13 protein-coding genes are annotated in these 13825 nt (G+C 65.8%); 5 read left to right on the top strand and 8 right to left on the bottom strand.

What is annotated here, in order from left to right; all coding sequences use genetic code 11:
• From GNZ13_RS13940 to fliF, 6 genes are all read right to left on the bottom strand, one after another.
• Positions 1-1362, bottom strand: a 1362-nt coding sequence (locus GNZ13_RS13940; protein WP_172165043.1) for a flagellar hook-length control protein FliK, incomplete at its 3' end; no start/stop codon positions are given.
• A gap of 61 nt (positions 1363-1423) precedes the next feature.
• Positions 1424-1873, bottom strand: a complete 450-nt coding sequence (gene fliJ, locus GNZ13_RS13935; RefSeq protein ID WP_172165040.1) for a flagellar export protein FliJ — start codon at positions 1871-1873, stop codon at positions 1424-1426.
• Between the two features lie 2 nt (positions 1874-1875).
• Positions 1876-3561, bottom strand: coding sequence for a flagellar protein export ATPase FliI (gene fliI / locus GNZ13_RS13930; protein WP_172165037.1), 1686 nt, complete (start codon positions 3559-3561; stop codon positions 1876-1878).
• Positions 3555-4238 carry a flagellar assembly protein FliH gene (fliH, locus tag GNZ13_RS13925; RefSeq protein WP_172165034.1) on the bottom strand — a complete coding sequence of 228 codons (684 nt, stop codon included), beginning with the start codon at positions 4236-4238 and terminating at the stop codon, positions 3555-3557. Before fliH ends, fliI begins: the two co-directional genes overlap by 7 nt.
• Positions 4225-5220 carry a flagellar motor switch protein FliG gene (gene fliG, locus GNZ13_RS13920; RefSeq protein WP_172165031.1) on the bottom strand — a complete coding sequence of 332 codons (996 nt, stop codon included), beginning with the start codon at positions 5218-5220 and terminating at the stop codon, positions 4225-4227. The genes fliH and fliG overlap by 14 nt, the downstream gene beginning before the upstream one ends.
• Positions 5210-7009, bottom strand: coding sequence for a flagellar basal-body MS-ring/collar protein FliF (gene fliF / locus GNZ13_RS13915; RefSeq protein WP_172165028.1), 1800 nt, complete (start codon positions 7007-7009; stop codon positions 5210-5212). The genes fliG and fliF overlap by 11 nt, the downstream gene beginning before the upstream one ends.
• A gap of 237 nt (positions 7010-7246) precedes the next feature.
• Between fliF and fliE the strand changes: the two genes are divergently transcribed.
• From fliE to GNZ13_RS13890, 5 genes are all read left to right on the top strand, one after another.
• Positions 7247-7582: a flagellar hook-basal body complex protein FliE gene (fliE, locus tag GNZ13_RS13910; protein WP_172165025.1), complete on the top strand. Its 336-nt coding sequence runs from the start codon at positions 7247-7249 to the stop codon at positions 7580-7582.
• A gap of 161 nt (positions 7583-7743) precedes the next feature.
• Complete coding sequence (gene fliS / locus GNZ13_RS13905) at positions 7744-8178, top strand: flagellar export chaperone FliS (RefSeq protein WP_172165022.1); 435 nt, start codon at positions 7744-7746, stop codon at positions 8176-8178.
• On the top strand, positions 8175-8501 hold the full coding sequence (locus GNZ13_RS13900; protein ID WP_172165019.1) for a flagellar protein FliT: 327 nt from the start codon (positions 8175-8177) through the stop codon (positions 8499-8501). Before fliS ends, GNZ13_RS13900 begins: the two co-directional genes overlap by 4 nt.
• 81 nt (positions 8502-8582) lie before the next feature.
• Complete coding sequence (fliK, locus tag GNZ13_RS13895; RefSeq protein WP_172165016.1) at positions 8583-10004, top strand: flagellar hook-length control protein FliK; 1422 nt, start codon at positions 8583-8585, stop codon at positions 10002-10004.
• Positions 10004-10369, top strand: a complete 366-nt coding sequence (locus tag GNZ13_RS13890) for an EscU/YscU/HrcU family type III secretion system export apparatus switch protein (RefSeq protein ID WP_172165013.1) — start codon at positions 10004-10006, stop codon at positions 10367-10369. The genes fliK and GNZ13_RS13890 overlap by 1 nt, the downstream gene beginning before the upstream one ends.
• Positions 10370-10426: 57 nt before the next feature.
• Here GNZ13_RS13890 and GNZ13_RS13885 read toward each other — a convergent pair whose 3' ends face one another.
• Together GNZ13_RS13885 and GNZ13_RS13880 are read right to left on the bottom strand one after the other, a co-directional pair.
• On the bottom strand, positions 10427-11845 hold the full coding sequence (locus GNZ13_RS13885; RefSeq protein WP_172165010.1) for a coniferyl aldehyde dehydrogenase: 1419 nt from the start codon (positions 11843-11845) through the stop codon (positions 10427-10429).
• Between the two features lie 171 nt (positions 11846-12016).
• The gene (locus tag GNZ13_RS13880; RefSeq protein WP_172165007.1) at positions 12017-13702 is read right to left on the bottom strand and encodes an isovaleryl-CoA dehydrogenase; all 1686 of its coding nucleotides are present in this window, start codon (positions 13700-13702) and stop codon (positions 12017-12019) included.
• Positions 13703-13825 lie beyond the last annotated feature (123 nt).

The following is a 13825-nucleotide window of genomic DNA, read 5'->3' as shown; positions in this document are numbered from 1 at the left end:
CTCCATCGCCTCGCGAAGCTTCGGCAACGCTGCCTCCACAGCCTCCCGCACCTGCTGGTGCTGCGAAACAAACAACGCATGTGCATGGTTATCGGCAACCTGCAACACAACCTGTAGCGGCCCCAAATCCTTCGGATTCAAAGTCAGCTCGGCGCTCTGCGAATGCGCATTCGACAAAAACACCACCTTCTGACTCAACGCGTCTTCCCAAGCCGTCGTGCCCACCGGCGGCGACAACACATTCGCCACTTCCGCAGCACCGGCATTACCCGTCGTTTGCACAGCCGCCGTCGTATTCGCTGCGCTCGCCGCAGCCTGGCCGGCTGCCAGCGCCGCCGTCGCAGCATCGGCCGCACTCTTGAAGGACGCCAGATCGTCAGCCTGCGCTCCACCGGTAGCCGTCGCGCTCAGCGCGTCAGTCGCCACTTTCGCTGCCGTCGATGGATCCGCCACCGTCGTGGTCGCCGCCGTCAACGCGGCCTTGCCGGCGCTCGATCCCTTGCCGTCGCCGAACAAACCGGCCGCAAGCGTCTTGCCGTCCGCCGATCCGTTGAGTCCATTGAGTCCGTTACTCGCGCCAGTGCCCAGACCGTTTGCCGTCGTCGCTGCGTTCGCCGCCGCGCCGCTTGCCAGTGCCTGTGCCGGAACCACACCCTGGCCGCTCGCCAACGCGGCCAGCGCCGCCTGCAAGGCGTCCTGCGCCGACTTCGGATCGGTCGCGGCAGTCTTTTTTCCCGTGGCGCCGCCCGTCGTGGTGTCCGTGCCGGGCTGCGTGGTCGCGGCGTCAGTCAGTGCCGTGGCAGGGTCAACGGTCGCCGGAGCGGTGGCGCTATTCGCGTTGGCCTGAGCCTGAGCTTGAGCCTGTGCGGCAGCGGCTGCTGCTGCCGTGCCCGCGTTGGTCTGCGTGGTCGTGTTGCCGGAGTTCGGCGATGTCGCGTTGCCCTTGTTCGCCGAGGCCTGCTGCGTGTTGGACGAACCGGACGACGAACCGGACGACGAACCGGCCGATGAGGCCGAAGACGACGCGGACGGTGAGTCGGATGAGGAAGCGCTCTTCGAGTTGCTGTTGTCGGAGTTGCTGCTCGCGGCAGCCGGGCTCTTCGTCGACGGATCGGGCGGCGGCGGCGCGTCATGCACGCTCGACGAAGATGCCGAAGGCGACGAGGAAGCAGACGAAGACGAAGAGGACGACGAAGCCTGCGGCTTGCTCGCGCTCTGCGCGGCTGCATTGTTTTGCAGGTCGATGCTCTGCTGCAGGGTTTGCGAGAACGGCTTGGCGTTCGCCGCAGCGGCCATCGCCGCGCTGGTGGACGTGCTGCTGGCGGAGCCGAGCAGCGAGCCGATCTGTGAAAGAAGCGACATAGGGAATCCTGTCAATCCGTCAAACGGGGTGTTCGGTTAATCTAGGCGGCGCTCGGGTGCGTCAAACGCCCTCGGCACGCATCCTCAGAATGCGGGCGGCGTGTTCGTCGGCATCGCGCTGATCGCGCCGCGCCATGGTTTTCGCTTCGGCGGCTTCGCCACGCGCCTGCAGCACTTCATACGAGCCGAGCCTCTGCTTCTGGCGCTGCCAGTCGGGCTTGGCAGCCTCGACGCGCGCGTTTGCCGTCACCAGCAGGTTGCGCTGCTGTTCGATGGCGGCGTCGAGCGTGTCGATGAATGCCTGGAAATTACGCATGTTGCCGGCGGGCATGCCGGTCTGGGCGGTTGTCGTGAAGCGCGCGTGATATTCGTCGCGGTACTGCACCAGCGAATCAAGTTGCGACTGCACGTCGTTGCGCTCGCGCTGCGCGCGGCCCAGACGTTGTGCGGCGGCATCCACATCGTCCTGAGCCAGGCCGATAAGTGTCTTGATCGGAAAGTGTTTCGCCATCGTCAGCCTCCTTGGGCAAACAGAGCGTCCAGCATCGCGAGACTCGGTTCAAAGTTCGTGCATTCGCGAAAACCTTGTTGTAAAAACGCTTCCATCCGCGGATACAGCGCAATCGCACGGTCGAGCAGCGCGTCGCGCCCGCTCGAATAGGCGCCGACGTTGATCAGATCGCGGTTGCGCTGATAGCGCGACAGCATCTGCTTGAACATACGCGTCTTCTCGAGATGGTTATCGTCGATCAGCGCGGTCATTGCCCGGCTAATCGACGCTTCGATGTCGATCGCCGGATAGTGGCCGGCCTCGGCGAGCGAGCGCGACAGCACGATGTGGCCGTCGAGAATCGCACGTGCGGAGTCGGCGATCGGGTCCTGCTGGTCGTCGCCTTCGGTCAGCACGGTATAGAACGCGGTGATCGAGCCGCCGCCCGCCGGGCCGTTGCCGGTCCGCTCGACGAGCGCCGGCAGCTTGGCGAACACCGAAGGCGGATAGCCCTTGGTGGCGGGCGGCTCGCCCACGGCCAGCGCGATCTCGCGCTGCGCCATCGCGTAACGGGTCAGCGAATCCATCAGCAGCAGCACGTGCTTGCCCTGATCGCGGAAATATTCGGCGAGCGAGGTCGAGTACGACGCGGCCTGCATCCGCAAGAGCGGTGAGACGTCGGCCGGCGCGGCGATCACGACCGAGCGCGCGAGGCCCTCCTCGCCGAGAATCTGTTCGATGAATTCCTTCACTTCGCGGCCGCGTTCGCCGATCAGGCCGATCACGATCACCTCGGCGCTGGTGTAGCGCGCCATCGTGCCGAGCAGCACCGATTTGCCGACGCCCGAACCGGCGAACAGGCCCATGCGCTGGCCGCGGCCCACGGTCAGGAGCGCGTTGATCGCGCGCACGCCGACGTCGAGCACCTTGTGAATCGGCTCGCGGTTCAGCGGGTTGATGACTGGCGAGGACAGCGGCGCATCGGCATGCGCGCCGAGCGGGCCCAGGCTGTCGAGCGGGCGGCCGGACGCGTCCAGCACGCGGCCGAGCAATTCCCAGCCGACCGGCAAGCGCTTCGCGCCCGCCATCGGATCGGCGATCGGCGCGCTTTCGAGTGGGTAGACGCGTGCGCCGGGCAGCAGGCCGATCACTTCGGTGGTCGGCATCAGAAACAGTTTGTCGCCGGAGAAACCGACCACTTCGGCTTCGGCCATCGGCAGCGAACTGCCGGGCGGCAGTTCGATCATCACTTCGGCGCCGACCGACAGGCGCAGGCCGACCGCTTCGAGCACCAGACCGGCGGCGCGCGTCAAACGTCCGCAGGCACGCATCGGCTTGGCGATGGCGTTGCGCGCGCGCAGCGCGTCGAGCCGGCCGCGCCAGGCTTGCATGTGCGGATTGCTGTCGAGTGCGGGATCGTACGGGGCGGGGGAGGGGGAAGCGGGACTCGAAGAAGCGGCATTTGATGTGACATCTGCAGCGGTGGATTCGCGGCTCGCCGCCGCACCCTTCGCCGGACGCCCATGAACCGGGTGTCTGGCGCCCGGATCGCGCAACGCAGCGTCGATAGCTGCGACTGCGGCCGCAGCGGGTGTCACCGCAGCCGGCACATCCGCTAGCGCCTCGGCGCCGAACGACGCCAGCGCCAGCTCGCGTTCTAGCGGCGTCAGATCGCTGGCGCGGATCTCTTCGAGCGTCGGCTTCACCATGTGCTCACCTTGCCGAGTGCGGCGGCGACGCGCTCCCAGCGCGTTTCGATGCCGGCGTCTACTTCACCGGTGCCGGCTTGCGCGCGGCAGCCACCGCGTTCGACCGACGGATCGGTGCGCACGGTCCAGCCGCGCGTTTGCAGTTCTTCCATCAGATAGGCTTCGACGACCGGCAGGTCGGCGGGGCTGACGATCAGCGCCGGCGCACCGACCAGCGCCGGTTCGGTGGCCAGCACCTCGCGGGCCGCCGCGATCAGCGCGGTCGGATCGTGCTGCACATGCTGGCGCACCACCTGTTGGGCGATGTCCAGCGCCAGCGCGACCAGCGTCTCGGAGATCGCGCCTTGCGCGCCGTCGAGCGCCGTCGTGAAGGTCTCGGCCAGCGCGGCAAGACGCGCCGCTTCTTCGCGCGCTTCGCTCTGGCCCTGCTCGAAACCTTGAGCGTGGCCTTGCTCATAACCGGCCTGATAACCGAGCGCCTGTCCTGCCACGTGACCCGTCGCGACGCCCTGCGCATGCGCGGCGTCGCGCAGACGTTCGAGTTCGGCTTCGAACGCGCCGTCGTCGACTTCGGGTTCGGGCGGCGCGGGCGGCACCGGATCGAACGAGGCCATCTCCCAGCGCTGGTAGGCCGAGAGGCTTTCCTTCGCCGTGGAGTTCTGATCAGACATAAGCATCTTCCGCCTTGCCGCCTAGAACGATCTGGCCGCTTTCCGCCAGATTGCGCACGATCTGCAGGATGCGGCGCTGCTGCGTCTCGACTTCGGAGACGCGCACCGGGCCGCGCGCATCGAGGTCTTCGGCGAGCAGTTCGGCAGCACGCTGCGACATGTTCGACAGGAACTTCTGGCGCAGCGCGGGCGGCGCACCCTTCAGCGAGATGATCAACGCCTCGGACTCGACTTCCTTCAGCAACAGCTGGATCGCGCGGTCTTCCAGATCGAGCAGGTTCTCGAACACAAACATCTGATCAATGATCTTCTGCGCAAGTTCCGCGTCGTATTGGCGAACGTTCTCGATGACGCCTTCTTCATGGTTGCTCGACATGAAGTTGAGAATTTCGGCCGCCGTGCGGATGCCGCCCATCGGGCTGCGCTTCAAGTTGTCGCTGCCGGACAGGAGGCCCGTCAGCACATCGTCGAGTTCGCGCAGCGCGGCCGGCTGGATGCCGTCGAGCGTGGCGATCCGCAGCAGCACGTCGTTGCGCAGGCGCTCGGTGAAGCAGGCGACGATTTCCGAAGCCTGGTCGCGGTCCAGGTGCACGAGAATGGTCGCGATGATCTGCGGGTGCTCGTTCTTGATGAGCTCGGCTACTGCGGCGGAGTCCATCCACTTGAGGCCTTCAATACCGCTGGTATCGCTGCCTTGCAGAATCCGGTCGATGATCGCGCCGGCCTTGTCGTCGCCGAGCGCCTTCGTCAGCACCGAACGGATGTACTCGCTCGAATCGAGCGAAAGGGCGGTGTGCTGCTCGGCTTCGCGCACGAATTCCTGCAAGACCTCGTCGACCTGCTCGCGCGTCACGTTCTTCAGCGCGGCCATCGCGACGCCGATCTTCTGAACCTCACGCGGCCCGAGGAATTTGAACACCTGCGCGGCCTCTTCCTCGCCGATCGACATCAGCAGGAGCGCGCTCTTCATTACGCCTTCAGCGCTCATCGGACACCCAATTTTTCACGACGGTTGCGACGATCTTCGGATCCTGGCGGGCGATGTTGCGCGCGAATTCCAGATTCCGTTCGTATTTGTGTTTCGAGCTTTCCAGCGCGAGCAATTCGCTGTCGCTTTCCAGTTCGGCGACGGTAGATGCGCCCGCGCGCTCGGCGGCCGGAATGCCGTCCAGCAGGATCGGCTCGTCCGGCGACGGTAGCGCCGCGGCGGCGGTCTGCTCCGGCGGCGGGAAAGCGCGGCGCAGCGCCGGCTTGACCATCACGAAGTAGAGGAACAGGGCGACTGCGCCGATGCCGAGGTAGGTCGCGATCTGCTTGGCGAGCGCGATCATGTCCGGCGTGCGCCACCACGGCAGGTTGGCATCCGGGTCGATGTCGGCGGTGAACGGGCTGTTGACCACGTTGACCGAGTCGCCGCGCGCGGCGTCGAAGCCCATCGCGTCCTTCACCAGCTGATTGACCTGCGCGAGCTTGTCGGCGGTGACCGGTTGCATGATCGCGTGGCCCTTGGCGTCAACCACCCGCAGATAGTTGACCACCACCGCCACCGACAGACGCTTGATGCCGCCCATCGGTTGCTCCAGATGCTGCACGGTCTTATTGAGTTCGTAGTTGGTGGTCGAATCCTTGCGGTCGCTGACCGGCGTGGTCGTCACGCCAGGCGTGCCGTTGCCGGCCGTGATCGGCGCGGAAGCCGGCTGCGGCGGCTGGTTCGACAGCGCGCCCGGCACGCCCGAGGCCGCGGCTTGCGACATTTCGGTGGCGGTGCTCGATTGCTGGCTGCGGATCGCCGCCTGCTGCGGGGTGCCGTTCGGGCCGTAGTTTTCCGAGGTCTGCTCGCTGCGCGAAAAGTCGATATCGGCGCTGACCTGCGAATGCGCGTTGCCGGAACCGAACAGGGGCGACAGGATCGCGTCGATGCGTTGCTGGGTGTTGCGCTCGATCTGCTGGCGGTACTTGAGTTGCGAGGCGTCCAGACCGCTGCCGGTGGACGGCTGCGTCAGCAGGTTGCCATCCTGATCGAGGATGGTCACGCCCTTCACAGGCATATCCGGCACCGCTGACGACACCATATGGGTGATCGCCAGCACCTGGCCTTCGTCGAGCGCGCGGCCCGGGTAAAGGTTGACCAGCACGGAGGCCGACGGCGCTTCCTTGTCGCGCACGAACACGGAAGGCTTCGGAATCGCCAGATGTACACGCGCCGACTTCACCGACGAAATCGACTCGATCGTGCGTTCCAGCTCACCTTCCAGTGCGCGCTGGTAATTGATCTGCTCGGCGAACTGGCTGATGCCGAACTTCTGGTTGTCCATCAGTTCGAAGCCGACCGAGCCGCTCTTGGGCAGACCTTGCGAAGCCAGACGCAGACGCATTTCATGCACCTGCTCGGCCGGCACGAGGATCGCGCCACCGGCGTCGGAGAACTTGTAGGGGATGTTGGCGGCCTGCAGCGCGGTGATGATGGCGCCGCCGTCGCGATCCGACAGGTTGCTGTAGAGCACCTTGTAGTCCGGCGCGCGCGACCACAGGAACAGACCCGCGACGATGGCGACCAGCAGCGCGACCGCGAAAATCAGCGGCGCGCGCGGGTTGCCGCGCATTTGCGCAAGACCCGACAGGCGCTGGCCGAAGTTGCCGCCCAGGTTGCTCCCCAGGGCACCGAGGTCCGCGGCACCGCCGGGCTGGCCGGTGCCGGCAGCACCGGCGCCCGGCTGCGCGCCGGCGAGGCCCATGCGGGCGTCGGGGTTGATCAAAGAGTTGGCTGACGAATCCATGCGTCGGGTATCTCCGGGATGCCTTTGCGTTCTGTCGCAGGAGCGTACCGAGGGTCGGCGGGCGTGCGGACAGAGACTTTCACCATTGAAATTATCCGCAGCGCCGCTCAACCCGATTGCTTGAATAGAGCCGGGTTTCCCCCCTAGTTTCGGGGCTTTCCCGGATAACCCACTGCTATGCTTTGGTCCAGATCGGTACGGTTTCCCGCATGCCGGTCGTCATTCCCAGGAGAGAACATGACTTTGCCCGTGAACGCGCTCTCGTCGGCGCTGCAACAGATGCAGTCGATGGCGGCGCAAGCGGCCGGCAGCAGCAACCCGGTGGCCGGCCAGTCCGGTGCAGCTACGGCCGGCGGTTTTGCCTCGGCGCTGAAAGCGTCGTTGGACAAGATCAGCGGCGATCAGACCAAGGCGGCCGGCGAATCGCAGGCGTTCGAACTCGGCGCGTCGAACGTCTCACTAAACGACGTGATGGTCGACTCGCAGAAGGCCAACATCGGCTTCCAGTTCGGCCTGCAGGTGCGCAACAAACTGGTGACGGCCTATAACGACATCATGCAGATGTCGGTGTGAATGCCTGATATCGCCTCCATCGGCTCCTTAATCCTCCTTACACCGGCCTAAAGCTTTCCCGCTGCCTATCCGATAACCAGGTATAGGCAGAAATCAGGGTGCGGCAACGTACCCGGATGGGGTGCCACGACTAACCGCAGTGTGAGAGAGGAGGAGCGCCGATGTTTTCCCCAGGACACTCTGGAGCCAATGCGTACGCGCGCGTCGGCGTCGAGACAGGGGTGATGGGCGCGAGTCCGCATCGTCTGATCGTGATGTTGTATCAGGGCGCGCGGCAAGCGATTGCGCAAGCACGCATGCATGTGCAGCAAGGCAATGTGTCGGCTCGCGGAGAGGCGATCGGCAAGGCGATTCAGATCGTCGAAAGCGGGCTGCAATTGTCGCTGAACCTTGAGGTGGGCGGCGAGATTGCAGAGCGGTTGGACGCGCTATATACCTATATGTCGCGCCGGCTGCTCGAAGCCAATATAAAACAGAGCGAGGCAATGCTGGTCGAGGTCGACGGCCTGCTGGCGACGCTCGAAGAGGCATGGATCGGGATTGCCCCGGAGATCGCGCGGATGGCAGCCCAGCCGGCCGCGGAAAGCATGAGATGACATCGAACGCAGAATATTTCGCCCGCTATGAGGCGATTGCAGCGATTTCCCGCCGCATGCTGACGGCTGCCCGGCGCGCCCTGTGGAGCGATCTGGTCCACTTGCAGGACGAATATCGGAAACTGGTAGACGCGTTGAAAGACGCGGAAACCGGCGTCAGATTGGACGATGCGGAGCGCCTGCGCAAGTACGCGCTGATCCGTCAAATCCTGGCCGACGACGCTGCGATCCGCGATCTGGCGAATCCGCGCATGGCCAATCTATCGGCTCTGTTCGCCGGACGGCCGACTCGCGTGCTCAAGGAACTGTACGGGGCGCGCTGAGCGTGCCCGCGGCCCATCCGCTGCATGAGTCCGCCTGACTGGATTTGAGCGCGCTGCCGCCACTGTGACCAAGGAATCGGTATGAACGGAATCGACGCGGTCGTCACTTCGCTGCTTGCGAACCGGGTCGACAGTCTGCTCAATCTCGCACCGGGCAGTGCGACGGCCTCGCAGACTGGCGCGGCGGGGCTCGATACCGAGCATCTCAATACCACACCCGTTACGCCCCCCGCGACACCGCCGGCTTCTGCGCAAACCGCGCTGTCCGCCGTCGCGCTGACGCTCAATGCGATCTTGAACTCAGGCGGCGAGGCGACCCCGGCGGTGCTCGGTCAGACGCCGATCTGGCCGGCTGCTCCGGCGCTCGACGTCGAAGCTGGCGGCTTGCCGCTCTTCGATGCGGCTGCCACGCCCGCTGCTTCATCTGCGAATCCGAATACCGCCGGTAGCGCGGCCACCGCGGCCACCGCCAATGTGGCGGCGGCTCAGGTGCCGGTCGCAGCGCTTGCGGCCGCGCTCGAACAGACGGTGGGCGAAAGCGGCCTGTTTTACGAATCCCATCTCGCGCAATGGTTGGCGGGGCAGCGGCCGCCCGCCGCCTTGGCCGGCGAGGCGCAAAACAAGCTGGTGGCCGCCGCCGCGCAATTGCCGCTCGACTGGGCGAGCGACGCCGATCAGGCCGCTTCCTCTAGTGCGGCGCCCCGGCAGGGCATGGGAGCGGGACCCAACGGTCCGGCCAACGGCGCGCCGGACGGCAACGCGGTAGCCCGCGCGATGCCGTCGATCCAGACCGCGCAGGCCGCGCGCTTCGTAGCGGGCGAGGTGCTGGCGAGTTCTCTGTCGGACCTGAACGGCCAGCCGGCGCATTCGAGCTTACGCAGCACCGCGGCGCAACTGGCCGACGACGGGTCGTCGCAAAACTCGCAATCGATGGCGGCTGCGGTTCATCCCGCAACCGTTCCTTTGGTGCGTCAGCAACTCGATCTGCTCGCCACCGGGCAGTTTCGCTGGACCGGCGAAGCATGGCCGGGCGCCAAGCTCGACTGGACCATTGAGCAGGAAGGCGACGAATGGGACCGCAGCGGCGGTGGCATGGCGAGCGAGGACGATCAACCGTGGCGTACGCGGCTGACGCTGTCACTGCCGACGCTCGGCACCGTTGATGCGGACTTGACGCTGACCGGCTCGCGGCTGGTCGCGCGTGTGCAGGCGAGTCCTGGCGGCGCGGCGCGGCTTGCGGCGCAGGGCGAGAGCTTTCGGCAGCGGCTCGCGGCAGCGGGCATCGAACTGAATGGGTTGACGATTCGTGAGATCGGCGGCGGCATGCCGGCTACCGCGGCGGGTGCTGCGGCCGCCGGGCTGGCGGCAGCGTCGGCGTATGCGCGCTCGGCTTCGGCGGCGTCGGCTGCCTCGGCGGCTGACAAGGTGGCGGCGGGGCGCCGTGCGGCCCGTGTTACCCGCCCGGGAGTCACGCCGCTCGACGATTTCGATTGGGATATGTGATGAGCCGCAAAAATCGCCGCAGCGCGGCCGCGCTCGTCTACGACGCAAAAGGCAGCGATCCCGCACCACGCGTGATCGCCAAAGGCTACGGCATGCTGGCCGAGATGATCGTGCAGCGCGCCAAGGAGGCCGGCCTGTATGTGCACGAGGCGCCGGAAATGGTCTCATTGCTGATGCAGGTCGATCTCGATACGCGGATTCCGCAGCAGCTTTATCAGGCGGTGGCGGAGTTGCTCGCGTGGCTGCATCGGCTGGAAAGCGGTGCTGAGGTAGAGCCGGAAGGCGGGGCGGCCGCCGTGCAGGACGTGACTGATGTGGTCGCGACGGACATAGCGGATGTTTCTGGTGGGGCGCACGGGCGCTGAGGCGGCCGCCCCCGGATGGCCGACCCACGGTTGCCCGCCGCCCGGATGGCCGCCCCGTCAAAACCGCATCATCAGCTTCAGTAGCGCATTCACCCGCTTGCCGTACGGCGGTGAAATCCATCCGCGCGCGTTCAGGCGCGCCTGCGTCAGCACCGGCTTCATCTTCGAGAAGGTCACGAAGCCTTCGTAACCGTGATACGCCCCCATCCCGCTCGCACCGACGCCGCCGAACGGCAGGCTTTCGCACGCCAGATGCATCAGCGTTTCGTTGATCGCCATGCCGCCCGCGATGGTGTCGCGCGTGACGCGTTCGATGGTCGCGGTGTCGTCGGCGTAGAGATACAGCGCGAGCGGACGCGGACGCGCGTTGATCCACGCGATCGCGTCGTCGAGCGTGTCATAAGAAACGATCGGCAGCAGCGGGCCGAAGATCTCCTCCTGCATCAGTGCGCTTTCGTCCGGCGCATTCGTGACGGCGATCAGCGGGAAGCGGCGGCTTGCCTCGTCCGGCGTGCTGTCGGTGAGCGTGTGCAGTTGCGCGCCGGCGGCCTGCGCTTCATCGGCAAGACGCTGCAGCCGCGCGAAGTGCCGCTCGGAGATGATCGACGTGTAATCGAGGTTGTGCGCAAAGTCCGGGTACATCTTCGCCATCCGCGCGCGCGCCCGGTCGATGAACGCCTGCTCCTTGCCGCGCGGCACCAGCACATAGTCCGGGGCGACGCAGGTCTGGCCCGCGTTGAGCGTCTTGCCGGCGACGAGGTTATCCACCGCGTTGTCGAAGCGTGCATGCTGACCGATGATGGCCGGCGACTTGCCACCGAGCTCCAGCGTGACCGGCGTCAGATGTTCGGCGGCGGCCCGCATCACTTCATGGCCGACCTTGGTCGAGCCGGTGAACAGCAGATGGTCGAACGGTTGCGCGCTGAACGCGGCGGCGAGCGCGGCGTCGCCGTTCACTACGGCGACGTGATCGCGTGCGAAGGTCTGGCCGATCAGCTGCTCGAATAGCTCCGAGGTGCGCGGCGTCAATTCGGACATCTTGATGATGGCGCGGTTGCCCGCCGTCAGCGCACTGATCAGCGGACCGGTGGCGAGCAGCACCGGATAATTCCACGGCACGATGATGCCGACCACGCCGAGCGGCTGCGGCACGACTTTCGCGCGCGCCGGCATCAGCCACTTGTTGGTGCTTCGGCGCTGTGCTTTCATCCAGCGTTTGCCGTGCCTGAGCGCGGCGTCGATCTCTTCTTTCAGCAGCAGAAATTCGGCGAGCAGCACTTCCTGTTTCGCGCGATTGCCGAAGTCGGCGTTCATCGCGTCGGCGAGTGCGTCGCGGTTGTCGAGCATGACTTTGCGCAGTGCTTTCAGATGCCCGGCACGGGCTTCCCACGACGGATACGGCGCGCGCAAATAAGCATGGCGTTGATCGCGCAGCAGCGCTTCGAGCGCGGCGACTTCCGGCAGATCGTTCTTCATAGATGTCCACTCCCTGATGGATAGCAATGCGCGTTGAATCGCGCTTATCGGTGTGTTGTCGTGTGTCGTCGTGTGTTGCGACGGTCTTGCGAAAGGCTTTGCAAAAGCGCGGGCGGGTTCGCCCGCTTCAAACCTGAAACGTGGAATCCCGGTCGATCCGTCCAGCTGGCTTCAAGCGGGAAAAGCTCTTTCGATGATCGCCGCGTGGTCTAACGTGGCCGGCAGCGTGCCGTACACACGGCCGCTCTCGCCGCAGCCGTCGGCGAGACGCGTCGCGATGAAGGCCTCGGCGACTTCCGCCGGCGCATGCTTCAGGAGCAAGGTGGCCTGCGCGATCAGCACGATCTGCTGCGCGATCCGTCGCGCGGATGCTTCGCGATGTTCGGCGGGTCCGTTGAGTGTGGCGGCGAGCTTGCCAAGCGCGGCGCTCAAAGCCGGGTGCCCTTGCGCATCCGCTTGCCATGCGGCGAACAAGGCCTGCGCCGCGTCGGGCTCGCGCTCCATGGCGCGCAGCACGTCGAGACACATCACATTGCCCGAGCCTTCCCAGATCGAGTTCACGGGCGCTTCACGATAGAAGCGCGCCATCGGACCGGTTTCGACATAACCGTTGCCGCCCCACACTTCCATCGCCTCGCCGGTGAATTCCAGCGTGCGCTTGCAGACCCAGTACTTCGCAGCCGGGGTGACGATCCGGCGCCATGCGCGTTCGGCGGGCGCGGCCGACGACGCATCGGCCGACTCTTCGAAAGCGCGCGCGAGCCGCATGAACAGCACCGTCGCGGCTTCCGATTCCAGCGCCAGGTCGGCGAGCACATTGCGCATCAGCGGCTGATCGGCCAGCTGCCGGCCGAAGGCGCTGCGGTGCCGTGCATGGTGGATCGCCTGCACCAGCGCCGCACGCATCAAGGCCGCGCTGCCGATCACGCAATCGAGCCGTGTGTAGTTCGCCATTTCGATAATGGTCGGCACGCCACGGCCTTCGTCGCCGATCATGATGCCGAATGCGTCGAAAAATTCGACCTCGCTGCTGGCATTCGAGCGGTTGCCGAGTTTGTCTTTCAGACGCTGGATCTGCACGGCGTTCTTGCTGCCGTCCGGCGCGAAGCGCGGCACGAAGAAGCATGAGAGGCCTTCGTGATCGTCGGTGCGGGCGAGCACCAGATGGGCGTCGCATTGCGGCGCGGAGAAAAACCATTTGTGACCGACAAGGCGGTATTCCGCGCCACGGCCGCTGCCGCGTGTGGCATACGCACGGGTCTGGTTGCTGCGCACGTCCGAGCCGCCTTGTTTCTCGGTCATTCCCATGCCGATCATCGCTGAGGTTTTTTGCGTGAGCGGCACATCGCGTGGATCGTGTTCGCGGGCGTAGAGCTTGTCGCGCAGCGTGTCGAACAACGCGGGTTCGCGTTGCAACACCGGGATGCTCGCGAAGGTCATCGTCAGCGGGCAGAGGGAGCCGGATTCGAGTTGCGCGTGCAGGAAGTAGCCGGCGCAACGCGCGACCATCGCACCGCGCTGCGGATCCGAAAACGGCAAGGCGTGCAGGCCTTCGCGGCGCAACAGCGACAGCAGCGTATGCCACGAAGGATGAAACTCCAGCGCATCGATGCGTTCGCCGCGCGGGCTGTGCGTGAAAAGTTCGGGCGCGTGGCGGTTCGCCAGTTCGGCAAGCGCGAGTGTCTCCGGTGTGGTGAGTGCCGCTCCGTGCCGCTGCAAGGCCTCGCGATGCCACGCGGCCCCTTCGCGTTCGAGGGCGGCGGACAACGCCACGTCGCTCGAAAACAGGTTGTAGTCCGCGAGCGGAGGCGCTTGATTTGTCACGTCGTGGGTGTGGCCGAAGCTGTGCCGTTCCATCTGCTGTCTCCGTTCACCGGATGCGCGCCGTCGCTGATCGACGGTGTGCTGTTTTATCGCCGCGTGTCGTGCCGCACGCTCTGAGGACGGCGCGCCGGGCGCCGTGTTTGAATGCCGTGCGCA

Source organism: Paraburkholderia elongata (assembly GCF_013177735.1).
Classification (GTDB): Bacteria; Pseudomonadota; Gammaproteobacteria; order Burkholderiales; family Burkholderiaceae; genus Paraburkholderia; species Paraburkholderia elongata.
This window is presented reverse-complemented; position numbering and strand designations above follow the sequence as displayed.